Annotated in this window: 18 protein-coding genes; 11 read left to right on the forward strand and 7 right to left on the reverse strand. The window is 61.5% G+C overall.

Features of this window, described 5'->3' with window-relative positions; genetic code table 11:
- Nucleotides 1–261 precede the first annotated feature (261 nt).
- A complete protein-coding gene (locus tag JSS27_13605) occupies nt 262–1,773 on the forward strand; it encodes an MmgE/PrpD family protein (GenBank protein MBS0209979.1) in 1,512 nt (503 codons plus the stop codon).
- 216 nt (nt 1,774–1,989) lie between these two features.
- Here the strand turns inward: JSS27_13605 and aroH are convergent, their stop codons facing one another.
- The 5 genes from aroH to JSS27_13630 all read right to left on the reverse strand — a co-directional run bounded on the left by aroH (nt 1,990) and on the right by JSS27_13630 (nt 7,150).
- The gene (aroH, locus tag JSS27_13610) at nt 1,990–2,430 is read right to left on the reverse strand and encodes a chorismate mutase (protein MBS0209980.1); all 441 of its coding nucleotides are present in this window, start codon (nt 2,428–2,430) and stop codon (nt 1,990–1,992) included.
- Nucleotides 2,431–2,521: 91 nt separating this feature from the next.
- On the reverse strand, nt 2,522–3,736 hold the full coding sequence (locus JSS27_13615) for a VCBS repeat-containing protein (GenBank protein MBS0209981.1): 1,215 nt from the start codon (nt 3,734–3,736) through the stop codon (nt 2,522–2,524).
- A 55-nt stretch (nt 3,737–3,791) separates the two neighbouring features.
- Nucleotides 3,792–5,759, reverse strand: a complete 1,968-nt coding sequence (locus JSS27_13620; protein MBS0209982.1) for a DUF1080 domain-containing protein — start codon at nt 5,757–5,759, stop codon at nt 3,792–3,794.
- A 476-nt stretch (nt 5,760–6,235) separates the two neighbouring features.
- Nucleotides 6,236–6,454: a hypothetical protein gene (locus JSS27_13625; protein ID MBS0209983.1), complete on the reverse strand. Its 219-nt coding sequence runs from the start codon at nt 6,452–6,454 to the stop codon at nt 6,236–6,238.
- A gap of 147 nt (nt 6,455–6,601) precedes the next feature.
- Nucleotides 6,602–7,150, reverse strand: coding sequence for a hypothetical protein (locus tag JSS27_13630; GenBank protein ID MBS0209984.1), 549 nt, complete (start codon nt 7,148–7,150; stop codon nt 6,602–6,604).
- 318 nt (nt 7,151–7,468) lie between these two features.
- Between JSS27_13630 and JSS27_13635 the strand changes: the two genes are divergently transcribed.
- The 10 genes from JSS27_13635 to JSS27_13680 all read left to right on the forward strand — a co-directional run bounded on the left by JSS27_13635 (nt 7,469) and on the right by JSS27_13680 (nt 20,556).
- Complete coding sequence (locus JSS27_13635) at nt 7,469–8,785, forward strand: 6-phosphofructokinase (protein ID MBS0209985.1); 1,317 nt, start codon at nt 7,469–7,471, stop codon at nt 8,783–8,785.
- A 247-nt stretch (nt 8,786–9,032) separates the two neighbouring features.
- Entirely contained in the window at nt 9,033–9,719 is a 687-nt protein-coding gene (locus tag JSS27_13640; protein MBS0209986.1) for a response regulator, read from the forward strand.
- A gap of 3 nt (nt 9,720–9,722) precedes the next feature.
- Nucleotides 9,723–11,510: a HAMP domain-containing protein gene (locus tag JSS27_13645; GenBank protein ID MBS0209987.1), complete on the forward strand. Its 1,788-nt coding sequence runs from the start codon at nt 9,723–9,725 to the stop codon at nt 11,508–11,510.
- Nucleotides 11,511–11,652: 142 nt separating this feature from the next.
- Entirely contained in the window at nt 11,653–12,633 is a 981-nt protein-coding gene (locus JSS27_13650; GenBank protein MBS0209988.1) for a PstS family phosphate ABC transporter substrate-binding protein, read from the forward strand.
- Nucleotides 12,634–14,652: 2,019 nt separating this feature from the next.
- A complete protein-coding gene (locus JSS27_13655; GenBank protein MBS0209989.1) occupies nt 14,653–15,477 on the forward strand; it encodes an ABC transporter permease subunit in 825 nt (274 codons plus the stop codon).
- A complete protein-coding gene (gene pstA / locus JSS27_13660; GenBank protein ID MBS0209990.1) occupies nt 15,467–17,254 on the forward strand; it encodes a phosphate ABC transporter permease PstA in 1,788 nt (595 codons plus the stop codon). Before JSS27_13655 ends, pstA begins: the two co-directional genes overlap by 11 nt.
- Nucleotides 17,255–17,413: 159 nt before the next feature.
- Entirely contained in the window at nt 17,414–18,277 is an 864-nt protein-coding gene (pstB, locus tag JSS27_13665) for a phosphate ABC transporter ATP-binding protein (protein MBS0209991.1), read from the forward strand.
- A 103-nt stretch (nt 18,278–18,380) separates the two neighbouring features.
- Nucleotides 18,381–19,040: a phosphate signaling complex protein PhoU gene (gene phoU / locus JSS27_13670; protein ID MBS0209992.1), complete on the forward strand. Its 660-nt coding sequence runs from the start codon at nt 18,381–18,383 to the stop codon at nt 19,038–19,040.
- A 507-nt stretch (nt 19,041–19,547) separates the two neighbouring features.
- A complete protein-coding gene (locus JSS27_13675; GenBank protein MBS0209993.1) occupies nt 19,548–19,898 on the forward strand; it encodes a hypothetical protein in 351 nt (116 codons plus the stop codon).
- A gap of 301 nt (nt 19,899–20,199) precedes the next feature.
- Nucleotides 20,200–20,556, forward strand: coding sequence for a hypothetical protein (locus JSS27_13680; protein MBS0209994.1), 357 nt, complete (start codon nt 20,200–20,202; stop codon nt 20,554–20,556).
- A gap of 231 nt (nt 20,557–20,787) precedes the next feature.
- On the opposite strand, the gene JSS27_13685 is transcribed toward JSS27_13680, so the two are convergent.
- Nucleotides 20,788–21,516 carry a (Fe-S)-binding protein gene (locus tag JSS27_13685; GenBank protein ID MBS0209995.1) on the reverse strand — a complete coding sequence of 243 codons (729 nt, stop codon included), beginning with the start codon at nt 21,514–21,516 and terminating at the stop codon, nt 20,788–20,790.
- Complete coding sequence (locus JSS27_13690; protein MBS0209996.1) at nt 21,513–22,406, reverse strand: hypothetical protein; 894 nt, start codon at nt 22,404–22,406, stop codon at nt 21,513–21,515. The genes JSS27_13685 and JSS27_13690 overlap by 4 nt, the downstream gene beginning before the upstream one ends.
- Nucleotides 22,407–22,532: the final 126 nt, after the last annotated feature.

The following is a 22,532-nucleotide window of genomic DNA, read 5'->3' on the forward strand; positions in this document are numbered from 1 at the left end:
GGCTCTGCCGGTGGTTGCTGACTAAGGACAAGGACAACTTCGACCCTTCTCCCGCCGGGAGAAGGTGGCCGAAGGCCGGATGAGGGTCCACGGCGCCGCTCGTTGTGCCGCGCGTTTACCCTCCCCCAGCCCCTCCCTGAAAGGGAGAGGTGTTTGTCGAGCAAGCGGCTCGACTTAACTCATACATAGTAACAATATACCTCGCTGAGCAGCGGTTTTCGAGCCGCGCTGGCGTGCGAGAAATACTGAGAGGATCCCCTGATGACCGAGCACATGATGACTTTGCACCGCGAAAGCAACCAAGCGCGCGGTTTGGCTCAGTATGCCCTCGATTTTGTGGCGGCCATGGGGGGCGATCTGGCGCCGACGGTCTTCCACATGGTCGAGCGATTTCACCTGGATAGCGTCGCCTGTGGCGTGTCGGCCCTGGAGCTTGGGGCGTCAGCGCCAACGATCCTGCGCGACGAGGCGCTGGAGTATCAGACTCCGCAGGGTGTGCCGGTGTTCGGCTCGACGCGCCTGGTCATGCCCGAGAAGGCTGTGCTGGCCAATTCGTCGGCCGTCCGCGAGTGGGACTCGAACGGGACGAACTTCGGCTACGACGCCCAGCGCGGACACACCGCCGGCGAGTTCGGGCACAACGATTTTTACCCGGTCGTCGTGGCGGCGGCCCAGTTGCGCGGGCTCGACGGGCATCAAACGCTGCGCGGCATGGTGTTATTGGACGAGATTCGCGGCCGGCTGGCCGAAGTCTTTTCGCTGAAGACGTACAAGATCGATCACGTGGTCCATGGAGCGATCGCGTCGGCGGTGACCTATGGCGCGCTGCTGGGGGCGACGGTCGATCAGATTGAATCGGCCATCGGTCTGGTCGTCGCCCACTACATTCCATTTCGGGCCATTCGACACGGCAAGCAACTGAGCGATTCGAAGGGGGCGTCGGCCGCCATCAGCGCCGAAGTTGCGGTCACCAGCATGCGCCGAGCGATACGCGGCTTTGTCGGGCCGGCCGACATCTTCCGCAATCCCGAGGCGATCTTCTGTCTGTTCCAAAAGCCGGCACACAAGGGAGAGAGTCCGTTCGAGCTGACCCTGGCCACGGCCGGCGACGATTTTGCCGTGATGGGCATGCACTTCAAAATCGGTTTATACGAGCACCAGTCGGCCGGCGCGATTCAGGGAGTGATCGATCTGTTGACCAAGCACCCGCAGTTGCTCGACGACCCGGCGAAGCTGCAACGAGTGCGGATCAGCATCTACGAGCCGGCGTTCAGCATCATCGGCGATCCGGCCAAGCGCGATCCGCGAACTCGGCAAAGCGCGGATCACTCGATGGTCTATATCATTGCCACCCTACTGCGTAAGGCGTTCGAACAGAAGCACACCGATTGGCGCGAACTGATGTTGATGCCAGCCGATTACGACGACGCGGCGCTCGACCATCCGCTGACGCGGAGCCTGATCGAGCGGATTGATTTTGCGCACGGCGGGCCGGAGTTCGACGCTAAGTACCCGGACGGCATTCCGACATTGCTCGAAATCGAGCACGCCACGCTGGGCAAGTTGTCGAGCGGCCTGGTGATGTACCCCGAGGGGCACGCGCGGAATCGGAGCGGGCGACTCGACGAGCTGCTGACGGCGAAGTTCAACCGGCTGGCCGCGCTGGGCGTGGACGATCCGGTGGCGCTACGCCAGCGATTCACGAATCTGCGGGAAAAGTCGGCCGCCGACATCGCGCGGCTTTACGATTTCAGAATCCGCGGTCTTGAGTGAAGACTTGCCACGGAGGCACGGAGACGCGGAGGGTTGCACGGAGAAGATGAGAGGGGAAGGGGGAATTAAGTCTTAATGACCAAGATCAGGTAATGACTGCGACGGCAATTTATTGGTCATTGAGATTTGGACATTGGTGCTTATATTTTTCCAATAAACCTCTTGTTCCCACTCCGTGAAACCCCCCCGTGTCTCAGTGCCTCCGTGGCGAGCCTTTCAAGAGCGCTTGGACGACGCCTGCTGCGTGAGCTCGTGTTGGATCCAGGCCTCCAACTCGTCCCAATCGACGGGCGGCAGCTTCGACAGGTCGGGCCTGAGCTTTTGGGCACCCTTGATATAGACGTGGACGATCTCGCTCGGCTGCTTTTCAGTATTCCAGTGGAGCATCACCCGGATGCACTTCCGTAGCGAGCCGGGCACGTCGAGTTCATGGGTACACAGCAGCGGCACCTCGCCCCAGCCCAACTGCCGCGCCGCCAGAGCTGGGAACTCGGCGTTCAGGTCCACCGTCAGCGAAAAGAACGCGCTGGCCAGATCGGCGGGGTCGATGCTGTTCTGACGAATCATCAGGGCCAGCAACTGCCGCGTCGCCGCCAGGATGTCTTCGCGCGTGTTGTTCTCGGCGGTGGTGGCACCGCGTACCCCTCGACAGCGCACGTCTGAAACCCCCTCCCGCTTGCAACCGGGAACCGAATGACGAATGACCTGATGACGAATGTCGAAAACTGAGGAAGAGAACCAAGCGGTGTTACTTGATTTCGTTCCAGTATATCCGCACGTTCTTCGTCTGTCGCCCCGAGGCCACGATGTCGGGGCGCCCGTCCCCGTTCAGGTCCGCGGCCGCCAGGTCTTCGATGGCGATTTCCCCAGGCTCGTACAAGTGGCGTTCCCACTTCTGGCCAGTCGTATCCTGGGGATCGTAGATGCGCAGGCCGCTGCGAATCTGCTCGTTCTTGTTGTCTCGCACGCCGATCAGCAGCTCTTCGTCCCCGTCGCCGTCCATGTCAGCGCACCAGACGGCGTGCCCCCATTGCAACTGATCGTCGAGCACCTGACGACGCCACATCCCGTCGGCCTGACCCGACTCGGGCCGCGTGTAAACGAGCACTTCAAAGCCGTGCCAGGGTTCGATGGTGGCAATGTAATCGGCGCCGTTCTTGAGCCGCCCGCGCTTGATTTCGCTGGCGCCCCGGTTGGGAGTTGAAGTCTGGTTGCCTTCGCCAATCCGCGTACGTCGCCAGGGGCCGAACTTGGTGCCGCGCAGCAGGTTCACCCCTTCAAAGCTGGTGACCAACAGGTCGATCTTCTGGTCGCCGTCCAAATCGGTCGGCCAGAAGTTGTGCGTCACGTGCATCTCGTCATTCAGCGAGACCATCGGCCAGCGGTCGGCCACCGGGTCGGCCGGAATGCGAAACGCCAGCACGCGGACCCCTTGCTCGGCAAAGTTCGGCTTGGTCGTGTCGCGACCGAACAGGGGGAGCACGACCAGCTCGCTGCGACCGTCCCCGTCGACGTCGACCCAGCGCATACGGTGCGTGGTCGGCTCCTCGGCAATTTGCCGAACTTCCCACTGACTGCCGGCGCTCGAACGTCGGAGCCATTGAATCGTGCCGCCGGTCTTGGTGTCGGCCGGACGCCAATCGGCCCCCAAGGCGAAATCAAGCTGCCCATCGCCATCAATGTCATACGGCGCGATGCAGACGTTATCGCGCTTGGTCTGGCCCTTGATGATGATCTGGGGCTGCCAGGTCGGGTTCTCGTACCACAGCACCCGATCGCTATCGACGACGACGATGTCCGTCTTCTTGTCGCCGTTCACATCGCACAGACTCACCGCGTACCCGACCGTCAGATCCTTGGCGATTTCTTGCGAGCGCAGGGCAATCGGCTCGGCGCTGGCCGTTTGCACAGCGGCTAACAACACGACGAGGGTGAACGTCGAAACGAGCGATGATTTGAACATGGCAGGTTGCTTCTCTGGATGAGTGATGCTTGAAGGATGTCGGGCGGTCGCCGGCCTATTTCGCCAGAAATTCACGTAATTCCACGCCGCGAAACACAATCTTGCCGCCGTGATTCTGTAAGGACAGGAACCCCTGCAGGGGCTTGTCGCGGATCGCCTCGACGGTCGATTGGTCGGTGTCTTGAATCGTCTGACCGTTGATCGTGATCTTGATTCGTGGCCCGCGGCATTCGACCTCGAACCGGTTCCATTCGGGGGCCGGCTTCACGGGGTTGGCCGTCGCGGCCACGTAACGGTACAGCGAACCGGTCGAGTGATCGTCCGGCTTTACGCCCGCGTCGTCGAGCAATTGGATTTCATAGCCAAAGAATGACGGCCGTGTTTCCACACGTCCGGTGAACTTGGTGCCGCGGATGCCGATGCCGCTGTTGCACTTTTTCTTGGCGACGGCCATCTGGTACTCGCAGCGAAAGGCAAAATCCTTCAGCTCGTGATCGTAGCGCAAGAAGCCATAGCCCACGCCGGCGCAGGCGATGTTCCCGTCTTGCACCGTCCAAATGGGCAGCTTCTTGTCGTCGGCTTCGTAGTCCTTGGTTCCTTCGACGACCCAGTCGGACAGATCCTTGCCGTTGAAGATCGGCCGCCAGGCGTCCCCCGCCGAAGTCGCAACATCGGCCAGGGCCAACTCGTCTTCGCCAATGTCCTCGGAATACACTCGTTGGACCGCCACCGACTTGTCGGCCACGGCGTACAATGCGTCGAACGTGCGGATGTACAGTCGGCCGTTGGCCAGAGCCAGCGACGAGGAGATCGCTTCTTCCATGTCGTTAACGGCCAACTCCTCGAACTCGGGCCCCGTCTTAACGACGGTGATCACTCCCTTGCGCGAGGCCAGGTAAATCTTGCCGTCGGCGTAAACGGGCGAGGCGCGATACCGATCCGAGAAGCACCGCTTCATGTACTTCTCTTCGCCGGTCTTGGCGTCCATACAGATCAGCACGCCGTTTTCGCGGCACAGGTAGACATAGTCGTCGACAATTAACGGCGACGGAACGTCGGGCGTTTCTTTCTCGCGGGTCCAGCGATGCTCGGCCGTCGTGTTGGTGATGTCTCCCTTGCCGTCGGGGGCCAGTCCCAGGACCGGGCCGTTCTTAGCCGACGGCACGACGATCAGCCCCGGCACCGCGGCCGGCGAGGCCACGAACCGGAGCGTGGGGTTGTACTTGACCTTCGATTGCAGCCCGCCGCAGCGCCACAGCTCGCGGCCGTCTTTCAGATCGTGGGCGGTGATGTAATCGCTGCCATGCACCAGCAAGTAGGCGCGCTCTTTGTCTCGATAGATCATCGGCGACGCGTACGAGTGCAGACACTCGGCCGTGGCGTCGGTCTTGCGTTGATGGACCCAGATGTTGCGGCCGGTCTTTTTATCGAGCGCGACGACGATCGCCCCGTCGGTGTGCAGCAATTGCACGTACAAGCGGTCCCCGTCCAGGACCGGCGTGCTGGTCAGACCAAAGGCGATCTTCAGCGGCGACCAGCGCTGGCCGACGTTGAAACGCCAGACGGGCTTGCCGGCCGTGGTAAAGCAGGCCAGGTCTCCTTGCCCCATCAGCGTCCACACGAACTTGCCGTCGGTCGCCGGCGACGGCGAAGCCATGTTCCCCTCGTCGCCACGGACCGCTTCGTCACCCGTGCCGACGGTGCGCTCCCATAGCAGCTTTCCCTGGGTGCTGATGCACATCAGCAGCAGGTCTTGCTCCTTGGCCGAGGTGAGAAAAATCTGGTTGCCCCAGATGACCGGCGTCGAGCCGGCCGGGCCAGGCATGGGGAGCCGCCAGGCGACATTCTCGGACTTCGACCATCGAACCGGCGTGTTCTTCTCGCTCGAAATACCGTTCTCGTGCGGCCCGCGCCACTCGGGCCAATTCTCGGCCCGGGCGGTCGCGACGAGCGCGAGCAAAAGAAAGCAGACTGGCCCCAGGCGAAATGTGGCAGGGGACGAACGAACGCAACGCGCAAGCATGGCAGGCAAACTCCCGGGGCGGGGGCGGGTCGTCGGGCCGCTCGAATCTTGGGCGGGGATCAACGGGCAGGCGAGCGGCAGAACTCTAATGTCATCGACCAGTTACCGCCGGTCAAGCTGGGCGGGCGACGAACACGAACTGGTTCGAGAATCAGTCGGATTTAACCACGACGACACGACGTCACGACGGAAATGCGCAGGGAGCAAGGGCGAGGGTAGCAGGGGGGAAGGAAGCTGATTTGTCCCTTTGATTCTTGGAAATTCATTTCGTCGTTCGGTACCCCAGACCGACCGCGAACTCACGGCGCTTCGCATGGAGGTAATACGCAGCCAACCGTTCGGCGCGATTTGTGGCGTCAGCGGACGGCCAAACGGCTGGGCCTGCAATACACGATGAATCCTCGCGGGCGTCCGCGCAAGAGCGCATCGTCGCGCGATGCTTAGAAATGGTGCTGATCCTCTTTTCCGCACCCCTTTTATTCGTCGTCAGAATCCCCTTCGTCCTCGTCCCCTTCGTGGTCGTTGATGTAGTCTTGGGCAGCTTGTTCTGCCTCGTCTTCGGTGTCCTCGGTTCCTTGTTCAAGCAAGATCCCGTTGCTTGAATAGACGTACCAGTTAAACAGCGAACCTGATCCACCTAAAGTTACAACCTGGTTAAGCACGCTGGCCTGAGCTTCATGCACCTCGTAATACATGCTTTCTCTCCTTGGGGGCGGGGAAAGATAAATGAACAGGGCGAATAAACGCACTTCAGAGCATTCCACCGGCTTGGAGTCGTTCGGACAAGTGGTCGTAGCAGCGGGGACCAAAAAGGGGATAACCCCCAGCCCCGGTCAATGGCCCTAGTCCACCGGCTGGCCGTTATAAAGCACGCGGGGAGAGTTGCTCGCGATCTCGTGGTAGAGGTTGAAGCACTGCTGGATTTGGATTTCCAACCAGTCGCCGATGACTTGTTCGTCAATGGCGGCGGGGTCAACTGTGTAGACGACGCTCTGCCATCTCACTTCACCGCTTACCTCGTGCAGTGGATTGCTGGCGGTCCGTACCCAACATTGCATGCTGACTTTGCCGTCGCTAGTGGGGGTCACCGCGACGTCGATTTGTGCTTGGCCCGCGGAGTTGTAGTCAGAAGTAAGCGTGTTGTGGTATGGCTGCGCCACGCCGTAGTCACCGTGACCGTGGCTGATCTTTTGCACGTCGCCAAGTATTCGTTCGACGACGTTGTTAGTGATACGGTGAGTAGCGGCGTCGGCTCGTGCTCGCTGTTCCTCAGTGGCCTGTGCTTGGGCTCGATCGGCCGTTCGTCGCTGTTGTTCGGCGATCTGTTTCGCCTTCGCCTGCTGGTTAATTTGGATGGCCTGGTCTTTAAGTTGTTCAAGAAAACTGCCCATTGGGATCACTCCGTTGATGGTGTTAGTGGCTGGTTCCTCAATTCTACTGGATTGGGTGGTGGGCGTTGCAAGCCAATTATTGGTCAAGTCTACGAACGCACCGTTTTCGTTGGAGAAACAACGGTGCCATGCCCAAACGCCTCCCCCGGGTTCAGCAAACCCGCCTGACTTGGTATCATTGCCGGCTTCATTCGACTGACATCTTCGCACGTCTGGGCTGCCCGAAAAGCGCGCCGCCCAGAAATCGTCGCCCGCGGGCACTGGCCCCGCCAGGCGCGGCAGGCGGCGTGTTTTGACCCTTTATCGTGAAACGGAATCATGAGCAGCAACACTCTCGGACGCCCCCCCAAGGTTGACAGCAAGCTTCGTCGCGTGGCCATCTTGTTTGCCGGTGGTCCGGCCCCGGCCGCCAACGCGGTCATCTCGACGGCCGCGGTCTCGTTCTTGCGCAATGGCATCGAAGTGGTCGGCGTCATGCACGGCTATTCGAACCTGGTGCAATACTCGGCAGGAAAGCCGCTGGCCGAGGGGCGCGACTATGTGATGATCGATCACAAGATGCTCCGCCGCACACGCAACAGTCAGGGAATCATGATCGGCACGGCGCGGGCCAACCCAGGCAAGCACGTCTCGCACCCGGACCACCTGAAGGACCCCGAGCGCATCAAGCCGTTGAAGACAGTGCACGACGCACTGGTTTCGCTGGGGGTCGACGCCCTGGTGTCGATCGGCGGCGACGACACGTTGAAGACGGCCAACAAGTTCCTGATGTTCCAGGAACATTTGCCGGCCGACGTGAAGCGGATCCCGGTCGTACACTTGCCCAAGACGATCGACAACGACTACATGGGCATCGACTTCACGTTCGGCTATTTCACGGCGGTCGACACCCTGGCGGGCGAGATTCGCAATCTGTTGGCCGACGCCGAAGCCGGCCGGACTTACTTTCTGACTGAAACGATGGGGCGCAGCGCCGGTTGGCTGGCGTATGGGGCGGCGATTGCCGGCGAGGCCAGCCTGGTGATCAGCGTCGAAGACATCCACGGCAAGTATCGTGACGAGGAAACCATCACCGACCCGGCCACGGGCAAGACCAAGACGCGCCCCGTGATGAAGGTCGATGAAGTCGTGAAGCGGATCGTGCAAACCATGACGGTTCGCGAACAGCAGGAAGGGAAAGAGTTCGGCGTGATCGTGATGGCCGAGGGCATTGCCGAGTTTCTGCCTCAGTCGCACCTGGAAGGGATTCCCCGCGACGAGCATGGCCACATCTCGATCTCCCAGGTCAACTTGGGACGCACCTTCGCCAAGCTGGTGATGGACGAATACAAGAAGCAAACCGGACGCTCGCGCAAGGTGACCGGCTTGCAATTGGGCTACGAGGTCCGCTGTGCCCGACCGCACGCCTTTGACGTGATGTTGGGCAGCCAGCTTGGCGTGGGGGCCTATCGGGCGTTGGTCGAAAAGGGACTAAGCGGTGTCATGGTCTCGATCACCGGGCAGTTGGAGCTGCATTATGTGCCGTTCACTCAACTGGTCGACCAGGAAACCCTGGTAACGGTGGTTCGATACGTGGAACGGGAGAGCGATTTCCACCGCTTGGCCCGGTTCCTCGAGACTTACGTCAACGAGTAAACTGGGGGGCGAAAACCCCACCTGTGAGGGCCGGCGCAAGCTCTTGTTGGGCAATGCTTCCCGGATTTTCTGTCGACGGTTAGAATAAAGCTACCGTCGAGCGCTGTTCATACGCCGCGCTAATATTTGGCTAATCAAGAAGTGGTATGTAATGCATCGGGCATTTTCGACACGTTCTGGCTGGGAGACGCCACCCGTGTTAGTTGAAAACCGATCGAACGCCGCACTTCTTGAAAGAAACCGACTTATGACGCGAGAGCGTATTCTCGTCGTGGATGACGAAGAAGACTTGCTCGAGTTGGTCCGCTACAACCTGGCCAAAGAAGGCTACCGGGTGAACTGCGTCGCCTCGGGCGAGCGAGCCTTGCGCGAAGCGCAAGACACGCTGCCGGAGCTGATCTTGTTGGACGTGCTGCTGCCGCGCGTCGACGGGTTGGAAATCTGTCGCGCGCTGAAGAGCGACCCCAAGACCAAGCACATTCCGGTCATCATGGTCACGGCCAAGAGCGAAGAGGCCGACGTAGTGACGGGCTTGGAACTGGGCGCCGACGATTACATCACCAAGCCGTTCAGCCCGCGCGTGCTGCTGGCCCGGATTAAGTCGGTGCTCCGCCGCAAGGCGGGCACGGTGCCCGATTCGCAGCAGCCGATCCGCGCTCACGAGCTGGTCATCGATCCGGGCCGGCACGAGGTGACGCTGCAGGGCGAGCCGCTGCAACTGACCTATACCGAATTCCGCCTGTTGCACTTCCTGGCCTTGAAGCCAGGCTGGGCCTACACCCGCAGCCAGATCGTTGACGCCGTTCGTGGCGAGGACTATCCGGTCACGGAACGGGCTGTGGACGTGCAAGTGACCGGGCTGCGCAAGAAGCTGGGCGAGTATGGCCAGTACATCGAGACCGTGCGCGGCGTCGGGTATCGGTTCAAGAAATAGTCCATGAAAAAGCGGCGGCTGCTTTGGCAGCTTTACACCTCGTACCTGGGCATCACGCTGGTCGCGCTGGTTGCCGTGGGGTGGTTCGCGTCGCATTCGCTCGATCGGTTCTATGGCGAGTTGGTGCGCGACGCGCTGGCGCGCGACGCCCGTTGGCTTGACAGCCTGATCGAGACGCCGCTCGACAGCGTCAATCAAGCCCGGGTGACCGGCATCTGTCAGTCGGCCACCCGCGCTACCGACGTCCGCATCACCATCGTCTTGTCCGATGGTGAGGTCTATTGCGACACCGAAGCCGGATTGCCGTTGGACAATCATGGCAATCGGCCCGAGGTGGCCGCGGCCTTGCACGGCGAAATAGGGCACTCGGTTCGCTATAGCAACACGCTGCAAGAATGGATGATCTACGAAGCGCTGCCCATGCGCCGCGACGGCAAGATCGTCGGCGCGATGCGCTGTTCGCTGGGGCAGGGGGCCGTCAACACGCAAAAACAAGAGTTGCGCTCGCAATTCTGGCTGGGTGGGCTGATTGTCGCGGCCATCGTCGCGGTGCTGGGCTGGATGGTTTCACGCCGCATCAGCCAGCCAGTCGAGCAGATGCGCCTGGCGGCCGAGCGCCTGGCTCGCGGCGATTTGAGCTACCAGATGCTAGTGCCCGACTCGACCGAAATGGCCGAGTTGGCCGAATCGCTCAACAGCATGTCGCGTCAGCTCGAAGAACGCATTCGCACCATCGTCCGCCAGCGCAACGAGCAGGAAGCCGTGCTGGCCAGCATGGTCGAAGGGGTGTTGGCCGTCGACATGGAGCAGCGGATCATCAGCGTCAACCAGGCGGCGGCTGAGTTCCTGGAAGCTGATCAGGCCGACATGCTGGGGCGCACCCTGCAAGAAGTGATTCGCAACGTCGAATTGCGCCACGTCGTGACGAGGGCCTTGGAAGCCAGCGAGCCCGTCGAAGGGGATATTGTCATCCACGTTCAGCCCGAGCGCGTGCTGCGAGCGCACGGCACGTCGCTGCGCGATGGACGCGGCCACAACGTCGGCGCCGTTGTCGTGCTGAACGACGTGACCAATTTTCGTCGGTTGGAAAACATCCGTCGCGACTTCGTGGCCAACGTCTCGCACGAATTGAAGACGCCGATCACCTCGATCAAGGGCTTCGTCGAAACATTGCTTGACGGTGCTTTACAGTCGCCGGCCGATGCCGAACGCTTCCTACGAATCATCGCCAAGCAAGCCGAACGGATGCACGCCATCATCGAAGACTTGTTGCAGCTCTCGAAGATCGAGCAGAGCGAAGAAGCTGAAGACATCGAGTTGATCGATACGCCGGTGGCCGAGGTGCTGGAGTCGGCAACGCAGGCCTGTCAGCCGCAAGCGGCCGAGCGACGGATCGAACTCAAGGTGGCCTGCTCACCCGAGTTGATGGCCCAGGTCAACGGCGCGCTGTTGAGCCAGGCGGTCGTCAATCTGCTCGACAATGCCATCAAGTACAGCGAGCCCGGCGGCACGGTTCACATCTCGGCCGAGGCGCAAGGAGATGAGGTATGCATCAACGTCCGCGACGCGGGCTGCGGCATCCCGGCCGAGGAACTGCCGCGCATCTTCGAGCGGTTTTATCGCGTTGATAAAGCCCGCAGCCGCAAGCTGGGGGGAACCGGGCTGGGGCTGTCGATCGTCAAGCACATTGTGAACGTCCACCAGGGGCGGGTGACGGTCGAGAGCGTCTTTGGCCGGGGTAGCACGTTCACGATTCGATTGCCCGTTTCGCAAATGGCGGCGGTTAAGTGAGTTGTAACCGGGCGGCGGCGAATTGGCGCGCGAGCGTCGCTCACTCATTTCTAACCATCGTCTTGTAGCCAGCTAAAATAGTCCCTCTACACTAATCGTATACGGAAAAGCACCATTCAAGTTCACTCGGAGGGAGCGTCTCATGAAGAAGTTCTGGTTACTGGCCTTGGCGGGCCTGCTGTGGCCTTGGTCGGTACAAGCTGCCGAGGTGAAGCTCGACGCCGAGATTCCCGCCTATACGCCGGTCGAAGGCATCTCGGGCTCGTTGAAGAGCATCGGCTCGGACTCGATGAACAACTTGATGGCACTGTGGGCCGAAGGCTTCCGCCGAATTTACCCAAACGTGACCATCGAAGTCGAAGGCAAGGGCTCGGCCACGGCGCCCCCGGCGCTGATCGCGGGCACGGCTGATTTTGGCCCGATGAGCCGCGAAATGAAGAGCGGCGAAATCGACGAGTTCGAGAAGAAGTACGGTTACAAGCCGCTGCCCCTGCTCACGTCGATTGACGTGCTGGCCGTGTACGTGCATCGGGACAATCCGATCGCCAAGCTGGCGCTCCCCCAAGTAGACGCCATCTTTTCCCAGACTCGCAAGCTGGGCCACGGCGGCGAGATTCGCACTTGGGGCCAGTTAGGCCTGACCGGCGAATGGGCCAACCAGCCCATCAGCATGTACGGCCGCAACTCGGCGTCGGGCACCTACGCCTTTTTCAAGGAACACGCGCTCGGCAAGGGTGATTACAAGAACACCGTCAAGGAACAGCCGGGCAGCTCGTCGGTCGTGCAGGGCGTGGCCAGCGACAAGTACGCCATCGGCTACAGCGGCATCGGCTACAAGACGGCCGACGTGCGAGCCGTCCCGCTGGCCCAGGACTTGAACAGCACTCCGGTCCCGGCCGAGCCTGAGTTCGCCTACAGCGGCGAGTATCCGATGACCCGCATCTTGTTGATCTACGTCAATCACAAGCCCGGTAGCGCCCTGCCGCCGGTCAAGCGCGAGTTCATCCGCTACATCTTCAGCCAGCAAGGTCAGCAGGACGTCTTGAGGGACGGCTACTTGCCGGCCACGGGCTTTATGGTCCGCAAGACGTTTGACGCATTGGGCATAACGTCGGCCCAATAAGCAACGAGTGCGTCGGCACGGGCCAGGAATAAACGTCGGGCCAGTCGCCGCCTTGCCTGGGTTCGACCAAGTGCCGAAACAGGTTGCGCCGCGGCTGGCCCGAATTGTTTTAACCCTGTTAGCACGGCGATGTTGCACGTCCCAGAAATCGTCATTTGGGCGGTCGACAAACCGGGGGGCGGTGTGGTCCAATTGAAACCCTCTCGCTGAAAAACACTTGGTTTGGCAAACCCAGCGCGCATGGACAGTCCTCAGAAGTCGTTCACCGGCATCACGCGCAAGCGAACGACCAGCCCCAAGGTCAAGATCGCCGATACCGCCGCACGGCTGTTGATCACCATCGGCGGCATCGGGACGATCGTGGCCGTGCTGCTGGTCTGCTTCGAGTTGCTGACCGTGGCGCTTCCGCTGGCGTCGAGCCCCTCGCTGGACACGCCCAGCGAGGTCGACCCGATCGCCCGCGCTGGTCAACCGTGGCGCGTGGCGCTCGACGAGAATCAACTGCTCGGCTGGACACTCGAACATAACGGCACGTTGCACGTGTTCCGCGCCGACACGGGCCAGACGATCGACACTCTCAAGCTGTTGGGGGACGAGCAACCGACGGCTATCTCGGTTTCGCCCGACGGGGATTACAGTGTCGCCTTTGGCATGGCCGACGGGACGATTCGCTTTGGCCGGCTCGGCTTCAAGTCCGAGTTCCTGGCTGCCGAAGCCGTGGCCGCGGCGGTCAAAGACCAACAGGGCGACCAACTGGTGCCATTTCGGGGCGGGCTGCTGCAACGACTCGACCATGAACACTTCCGGCTGGTGACGCCCGACATCCAGTTGGAGCCAGCGATCAAGGCGGCCGCCCCGTCGCCGATCGTCCTGATCGACCATCTGGTTCAAGGGAGCAGTCCAAAGTTCTGCACGTTCTCGGCCGACGGCAAGACGCGGCTGCTGTCGACCACGGTGCGCCAGAACTTGATGACCGGCAAGAACACGTATGTGGTTTCGACCGGCGAGCTGCCGGCCCCTCCGGGCAGCGGCGACGCGCCCAAGTTCATCAAGCTGGCCGGCCGCGGCGATGCGGTTTATCTAGCCTGGGACGATGGCCGGAGCGTGCAATACGACACGCGCAATTTGGCCAAGCCCGAGGTCGTTGCCGAACTCGATTTGACGCCTCAGAACAATGCCAAGTTGACGGCGCTGCATTTCGTCCTGGGGCGCGGCACGTTGCTGGTCGGCGATTCGACCGGGCGGCTGTCGGCCTGGTTCCGCGCGATTGATCCGGTCGAGTCCCACGCCACCGGCGCCGTGGCCAAGCTGGTCGAAGCGCGGGTGTTACGGTCCCAAGGCGCTCCGATCACCACGTTGGCGAACTCGGCGCGCAACCGCGTCGTGGCTGCTGGGGCGCTGGACGGTTCGATCGAGGTCTACTTCGTCACCAGCGGCCAGCGCCTGCTCAACGTCAGCGCTGGTTCCAAGTCGGAACCGGTCTCGGCCCTGGCGCTCGCGCCCAAGGCCGATGGCATGTTCGCCATCACGCCGTCCGGCGCGCGACGCTGGATCGTCGATCTAAAGCACTTTGACGTCTCGTTCAGCACGCTCTTCCTGCCCGTCTGGTACGAGGGTTATTCCTCGCCCAAGAACATCTGGCAATCGACCGCCGGCAGCGATGACGTCGAGCCAAAGTTTGGTTTCATGCCGCTGGTGTTTGGCACCCTCAAGGCCACGTTCTATTCGATGATTATCGGAGTGCCGTTGGCCTTGCTGGCGGCGGTGTTCAGCAACGCTTACCTGTCGTCCGGCGTGCGGGCCCGAGTGAAGCCGACGATCGAGTTGATGGCCAGCCTGCCCAGCGTGGTGCTCGGCTTCATCGCGGCGATGGTGATCGCCCCCTGGATCGAGGATCGCGTTACGGCGGTGTTGTGCTCGCTGGTCACGGTCCCCTGGGCATTGTTGATGGGGGCCCATCTGTGGCAGATGCTGCCGCGCAAGGTCGCCCTACACTACGCGCGCTGGCGGCTGCTGTTGATGTTGCTGGTCGCGGTGCCGGTGGGGCTGGAAGGGGCCTTGCTGATCGCGCCGACGGTCGAGTCGTGGCTGTTTGCCGACGATCTTAATCGTTGGCTCGACGGGCAGATTGGCACCGGGCAGGGGGCCTGGATGTTCTTGCTGGCGCCGGCCTATGCCTTTGCCGCGTTCTATTTCAGCCGCGACGTGAACAACTATCTGCGGATGCGCACGGCCGATTGGCGTCACGAGCGGTTGGCGGTGCTCGACCTGGGCAAGTTCATCGCCGGGGCGGCGCTGGTCATGGCGGCCGCCTGGACGACCAGCCTGATGCTGACCGAAATGGGGTTCGATCCGCGCGGGACGTTTGTCGGCACGTACGATCAACGCAATTCGCTGGTGGTCGGTTTCGTGATGGGATTTGCCATCATCCCAATCATCTTCACCATCGCCGACGACGCCCTGACTGCCGTGCCCGAGTCGCTCCGCTCGGCCTCGCTGGGAGCCGGCGCGACCCAGTGGCAAACCGTCGTTCACGTGGTCGTGCCGACAGCCATGAGCGGCTTGTTCTCGGCGGTGATGATCGGCCTGGGGCGCGCCGTGGGCGAAACGATGATCGTGCTGATGGGCTCGGGCAACACGCCGACGCTGAGTTGGAACGTGTTCCAGGGCTTCCGCACCTTGTCGGCCAACATTGCCGTCGAGCTGCCCGAGGCGGTGCCGGGCAGCACGCACTTTCGCTTGCTGTACTTGCAAGCGCTGATTCTGTTTGCCATCACGTTCCTGTTGAACAGCGTGGCCGAGACGATTCGTCAGCGATTCCGCAAGAGGGCGTATGAGCTCTAGAGCCAGCAGCTCGACGACCGCGGTGTTGCCTCCCGTCGATCCTCCCGCGCGCAAACGCGGCTGGGGACGCCGCAGCAAGGCGCCCACGCACATTTCGGCGCATGGCGAGCCGATGGTCTGGCTGACCGGCGGCGCGATGTCATTTTGCTTGCTGATGATCGTCGGGCTGTTGGCCTTGATCTTCTGCCAGGGAGTCAGCACGTTTTGGCCCCTGCCGCTCGAACATTTCACGCTGGCCGATGGGACGGTCTACCTGGGCGAGGTCTCGCGCCGCGAGAACTACGTGCCCGACGCCAAGACGCTGGCCGCGCTGCCGCCGGCCAATGCGGCCGACGTGAAGAAGTTTCTCGACGCCCGCAGCGGCACGGCCGTGCGGACGCTGTTGCGCACGGGCAATTTTGAGTTGACTCAGACCCACTTCCATTGGGTCGACGACTTTTTGATCAAGTCGCAAGACCAGCGGCCGTGGGACGTGTTGTTCGAACGCGTCAATTGGGGGCGATTCTACGGCACACCGGTCGCCCTGCGGGTCGATGGCAAGGCCGAGGGGGAAGGGACCGAGGCCGCCTGGCATGCTTACGAAAAGTATCACGACCAGGTTCGCGCGCGCTGGCACGAGCAGACTCGGCTCGAACGGGTCGACTCGGGCCACGTCAGCCAGACGATGCAGAATGCCAAGCTGGAAGTCGTCAGACAGGGAATCGACCACGGCAAATCGTCGCCCGAACATGCCGCCGCCCAGGCGGAATACGATCGCCTGCAAAGCTGGGCCACGGCTGAGAACACGCGCATTGCCGCCAAGATCGAAAAGCTGCGCAGCGAGAACAATCGTTACCAACTACTGGTCCGCGCGGCCGACGGGCGCGAACAGCGCTTGGCACTGGCCGATATCGTCCGCGCTTACCCGGCGAACCAGTTAAGCCTGCTAGGCAAGCTGGCGGTTTATGGTTCACGGTGGTGGGAGTTCCTGACCGACGAACCGCGCGAAGCCAACACGGAAGGGGGCGTTTTCCCGGCCATCTTCGGCACGGTGGTGATGACCCTGCTGATGACCGTGGCGGTGGTGCCGTTCGGCGTGCTGGCGGCGTTGTACCTGCGCGAATATGCCAAGGCCGGGCTGGTGATTTCAATCGTTCGCATCGCGGTCAACAACCTGGCGGGCGTGCCAAGCATTGTGTTCGGCGTGTTCGGTTACGGCTTTTTCTGTTTGCTGGTCGGCGGGACTATTGATCAGATGTTCTTTTATCCCAGCCTGGCCGAAGGGAACAAACCGACCTTCGGCACCGGTGGCGTGCTGTGGGCGTCGTTGACGTTGGCACTGCTGACGTTGCCCGTGGTAATTGTCGCTACCGAGGAAGCCTTGGCGGCGGTCCCGCGGTCGATGCGCGAAGGCTCCTACGCTTGTGGCGCGAGCAAGTGGCAAACCATCTGGCACATCGTGCTGCCGCGGGCGCTACCGGGCATGATGACCGGGACGATCCTGGCCATGGCGCGCGGCGCTGGCGAAGTGGCGCCGCTGATGCTGGTCGGCGCGGTCAAGATCGCGCCTAGTCTGCTGGTGGACGGGGTGTTCCCCTACGTCCACGCCCAGCGCGCCTTCATGCACCTCGGTTTTCATATTTACGACGTCGGCTTCCAAAGCGCCAACAGCGAGGCGGCCCGGCCGATGGTTTACACGACGACGCTGCTGCTGATTACGATCGTGGCGACGCTGAATCTGACGGCGATCTGGTTGCGAGCCCGGTTGCGGCGACAGTATGTTTCGAGCCACTTCTAACCCGGATGTGTCTGGAGCAGATTGCGCCATTTGGCGGGAAAACGCGGGCGGTATCGCACTGCTGGGCACGGGAATTGCCAATCGGTAACATAGACCTACCCACTATCAAGAATCAGGGCCACGCACGTGTCGGCCATTAACGAAATCAAAACCAACGCCATGACCGCCACCGAGACCAGCGCGCGCCAACCGGCCACCGGCAACCGACTGGCGGCGATCGCTCGTGGCGAGGCGGTGCCCACGACGACGCACCAATCGTTGCGTGACGAGGACGCGGTTCTCGAAGTCCGCGACTTTTGCCTGTGGTACACGGCCAAGCAGGCGTTGTTCGACATCACGATGTCGATTCCCCGTGGCAAGGTCACGGCGCTGGTCGGCCCGTCGGGCTGTGGCAAGTCGACCCTGCTGCGCTCGGTGAACCGATTGAACGACCTGGTGGCTGGCGTGCGAATCACGGGCGACATGGCCTTGAACCACGATTCGATCTACCAGACGTCGGTCGACGTCATTGAGCTGCGCAAGCGGATGGGGATGGTCTTTCAGAAGCCCAACCCCTTCCCGATGAGCATCTATGAAAACGTCATCTACTCGCTCCGTATCGACGGTCAGCGGAACAAGTCGATTTTGGACGAAGTCTGCGAGCGGAGCCTGCGCGGGGCGGCCCTGTGGGACGAGGTGAAGGACCGGCTCCACGAAAGCGCGCTGGGGTTGTCGGGTGGCCAGCAACAACGATTGTGCATTGCCAGGGCCATTGCCGCCGAGCCCGAGGTATTGCTGCTCGACGAGCCTTGCTCGGCGCTCGACCCGATTGCCACCGGCAAGATCGAAGACCTGATCCAGGAATTGAAGGGGGACTACTCGATTTTGATGGTTACCCATAACATGCAACAAGCGGCCCGCGCCAGCAATTTCACGGCCTTTATGTACCTGGGGCGGCTGATTGAATATGGGCCAACGACGGCGATTTTCACGAATCCGCACTTGAAGGAAACCGAGGATTACGTCACGGGCCGGTTTGGTTAAGGGATAACGAATAGCCCTTTCGCCCCGGTCAATGACCGAGGGTTTGAACACTTTAGCCGAGAGAAGAGTCTCGGACGCCCTCAGACAACGGAAGCAACGGGCCATGTCGCATCATCAGTCTCGTCAAATTGCCGTGCTGCGAGAAAAGATTCTGCACGTCGGGGCCTGTGTCGAAGCCGCCATTCGCAAGGCGGTCGCGGCCCTCATCAATCGGGACGCCACGCTGGCCGCCACGGTCATCGACGAGGACGATGTCATCGATCGGCTCGAGGTTGAAGTCGAGGAAGAGTGCATGAAGACGCTGGCTCTGTACCAGCCGGTGGCCGCCGACCTGCGCCTGGTCGTGTCGATTCTCAAGATCAACAACGACCTGGAACGGATGGGAGACCTGGCCAAGAACGTCGCCAAGCGCGCGTTATTTCTTTCGCAAGCGAGCGTCCACGAGTTCAGCGCCGAAATCCGCGTGATGGCCGACAAGGTCCAAGCGATGGTCAAGCACAGCCTCGACGCGCTGGTCGAGCAAGACGCCGCGCTGGCGCGCGCCGTGCGCGTGGCCGACGACGAAGTCGACGCGCTGAACAAGCAGTTCCAGGCCACGGCGAGGCGCAATCTGCGCGAGTCTCCCGAGCAAATCGAAATGTGGCTCAAATGGAGTTCGGTCGGCAAGCACCTCGAGCGTATTGCCGACATGGCCACGCACGTCGCCGAGGACGTGATCTACATGGTCGAAGGGGACATCGTCCGCCATCGCTCGGAAGAGTAAGACCACCGCCTTGGCTCATGGATCGCTCGACGCGCTGATTCTCGCTCGGCGTTGTCCTCTTTCATAACGCCCTCAATCACGGCGTTTGCGGGGCTTTTCTGGCCCGTTTCCGCAGGGATGCACTTCCCGGCGAAAGGCTTCCAGGCGGCTTTTTAAGCTTCTTTCCCTCTCCGCCTCACGTTCTCAACCCCCATCAGATGACATCCATTTCATCGCCGAAGTCTTTTTTTAAAAAGGTCTTACGACAATTTGTCTTAGCCACGCGGAAACTCAAAGACGGATAGAATGTAAAAATAGATAAAATAGTAAAAATAAAGATATTGACTAAAATAGATAATATAGGTAATATCGGAAAAGTCGTTGCGACTGGTATACGCCGATGGGATCCCCATCCTCCCCCATCTTCGGCCAATCCGGTCACTCGACTACGCCAGAATCATGCCCCCCTCGTGTTGGGGGTGGGCTGGGTGTTCCGTTGGTACCTCGGTTATTCGAAAGGGAATCGCTATGAAGTTGTGTGCTCGTTTGTGGAAGGAAGAAGTCGGCGCCATTGTCTCGGCCGAAATCGTCCTGGTCATGACCATCCTGGTCATCGGCGTGATCGTCGGTTTGAAGAGCGTCCGTGACTCGGTGGTCAGCGAACTGGCGGACGTTGCCCAGGCCATTGCCAATCTGGACCAGAGCTACTCGTACTCGGCCGTCGTCGGCCACCACGCCTTTACGAACGGCGCTCAGTTCGTCGACCTGCCGGACTTCTGCGACCAGTCGACTGACACCACCGCTGTTCAGATGAGCAAGTGCGTGAATGTCGCCGTGGCGGTCGTGGCTGCTGGCCAAGACGGCACCGGCTCGAACTAGTCTGTGTTGACAACGCTCGGATCGACAGCTTGCCGGACACCACGCTGGCAGCACAGTTGATCTGAACAAGGGGACAAGCGGAGTCCGCGGGATAACTCTCTCCTATTCTTCGGCTCCGCCTCCCCCTTTTTTGTCCGTGTCGGTCAGTTAGCACGCTCTCTGGTTGCCTGGATAGGGGCAGTTCTAAAACACGCCACCTCGGCAGCAATCGGAAAGCAACGTCGGGCTTCGTCCGTCGCAGGGAGAAGCTTGGTGTTCTTTCTATCTCGTAACGGTCATTTCTCGCAAAAGGGTAGTGAAAATGAAGATTGCCGCACGTCTGTGGAATGAAGAAGTCGGCGCCATCGTCTCAGCCGAAATCGTCCTGGTCATGACCATCCTGGTCATCGGCGTGATCGTCGGCTTGAAGAGCGTCCGTGACTCGGTGGTCAGCGAACTGGCTGACGTTGCCCAGGCCATCGCCAACCTGGATCAAAGCTACTCGTACTCGGGCGTCGTGGGCCACCACGCCTTTACGAACGGCTCGCAGTTCGTCGACCTGCCGGACTTCTGCGACCAGTCGGGTGACACCACCAGCTGCAACGTGCAGTTCAGCAAGTGCGTGAACGTCGCCGTGAACATCGTCGCCGCTGGCCAAGACGGCACCGGCTCGAACTAGTCGTAACGACTATGCCGGTTGAATGGGGCGGCGACAAAACCTGTCAGCCGACCTAGAATAGAACGGTAGTCGGATCGAGATCACCACCTCGAACCGACCATTGGGCGGCAACGCTCAATCCAATTCACGGAGCCGCGGGATAACTCTCTCCTATCCTTCGGCTCCGTGTTTTTTTGCGCACGCGACAACGCAAACGACACGAACCAGGCCCAGGGCGTAACAGCCTTGGGCCTATTCGCTTTTCACGCCCATCTGCAGCAGCTCAGCCAGATGGACCGGCCGCGCGCGGTGACCCTGCCGGCGCAATCGTCCGCCGATGTTCATTAGGCAGCCCGTGTCGGTCGACACGACCAGATCGGCGTCAGCCGCGGCGATCGACTTGGTTTTGTCATCAACCATCGCCGTCGAGATTTGCGGATAGCGAACCGAAAAGCTGCCGCCAAAGCCACAGCACTGGTCTTGATGGCGCAAGGGAATCAGCGTCGCACCCCGCACGTTATTAATCAGCCGCTCGGCCTCGTCCGACAGGCACAACCCCCGCAGGTGGCAGGCAAAGTGATAGACCACGCGCCCGTCGAATCGGGCGCCAACGTCGACCACTTGCAACCGATTGACCAGCAAGTCGCTCAGCTCGTACGTCCGCTCGGCCAGCGCCACGGCCCGGGCGTGCCACGCGGGGTCGCTCTCGAACAAGTGCGGATACTCGACCTTGATCATCGCGGCGCACGAGCCCGACGGAGTGATCACCGCCTCGGCCTGCTCGAAAACGGCGATCGTATGCCGGGCCTGCTCGCGAGCCAGATCCGAAAAGCCGCTGTTATAGAACGGCTGGCCGCAGCAGGTTTGATTGCGAGGGAAGTCGACCTCGTGCCCCAGTCGCCTCAGCAGCCGAACCGAGGCCTGCCCCACCTCGGGACGCAGCACGTCCCCCAGGCAGGTAATCATCAGCGACAGTTTCATGCGTTGCTCGGGTCGGCCATTTGGTCGAGGGCCATCAGGGCCACGTTCCAGGCGGGTCGGCCGGCCGAGTAAGTTTCCCACCAGGCGGCCAGTCGATCGGCCGCTATCGTACCGGCTAGCCGAGTCGGCAGCCATGCCTCGATCGCGACGGGCAGCGCCCGGCGCGAGTCGCCCACCCATTCGACGGTCTCCGCGGCCGCGAGCGTGGCTGGAATCATGGCCAGCGCCGTCAGGTCGGCCCCCCGGCCCGGTTCCAGTGGCTCGAAGTGTCGCGGCACTTCCCCTTCCAGTTGGGCCAACAGCCAGCCTAGCCGAACCGTCTCGGGCAACTCGGCCAGTGGGTTGGCCAGGACCGCTTCGATGCTGACCGCGTTGTTGGCCGGGTGTGCCGCGCCGGCACCCCCTAAAACGGGGTCAACCAACAGCACGTTGGCCCGTTCTGGCACCAGAACCGGCTCGGTCAGCCGTCCAACCGTGCTGAGCAAACCTGGCCCGCGAGCCTCCCATAGCTCGCGCAGCGGCCCGCCGCGCAGCGTCACGTCGTCCACTACGCTCGGCAGCGCTTCCCCATAAGCGGCGGTCATCTGGCCGAGCAATTCGACCACCTTTTCGTCCAGGCCTGGTGCCCGGCCTGGACCGACAGTCCGGTCGAGCGCGCGCAAGGCCTGGGCCCGAGCCGACTGGGTCAGCGTCGGCAATGGCAACAAAAACCTAAAAAACCGTTCGCGCGGCACACGGTGAGCGTCCAGCAACGCCTGTAACTGCTCGGACGTCTCGCCCACCGCCGCGTCAACAGCCGGCGACGTCAACTCGCGCCCGGCCATGAGGGCGGCCGCGGCGTGAAAGCAACTGCAACTGCGATTGACCGTCCATTGAAGTTCACAGCTCATCGCCACCTGTGCCGAAGTATGTATTGTAAATGGTTAACAAATGGAGAGAGTTGTGCCGGCAGTAACCCGCCGCGGTTCCGGTCCCATTGGCCGCCCGGGCGGGGGCGAATCTACATCGACACCGGC

It is taken from the genome of Planctomycetota bacterium, from assembly GCA_018242585.1.
In the GTDB taxonomy this organism is placed as follows: Bacteria; Planctomycetota; Planctomycetia; order Pirellulales; family PNKZ01; genus JAFEBQ01.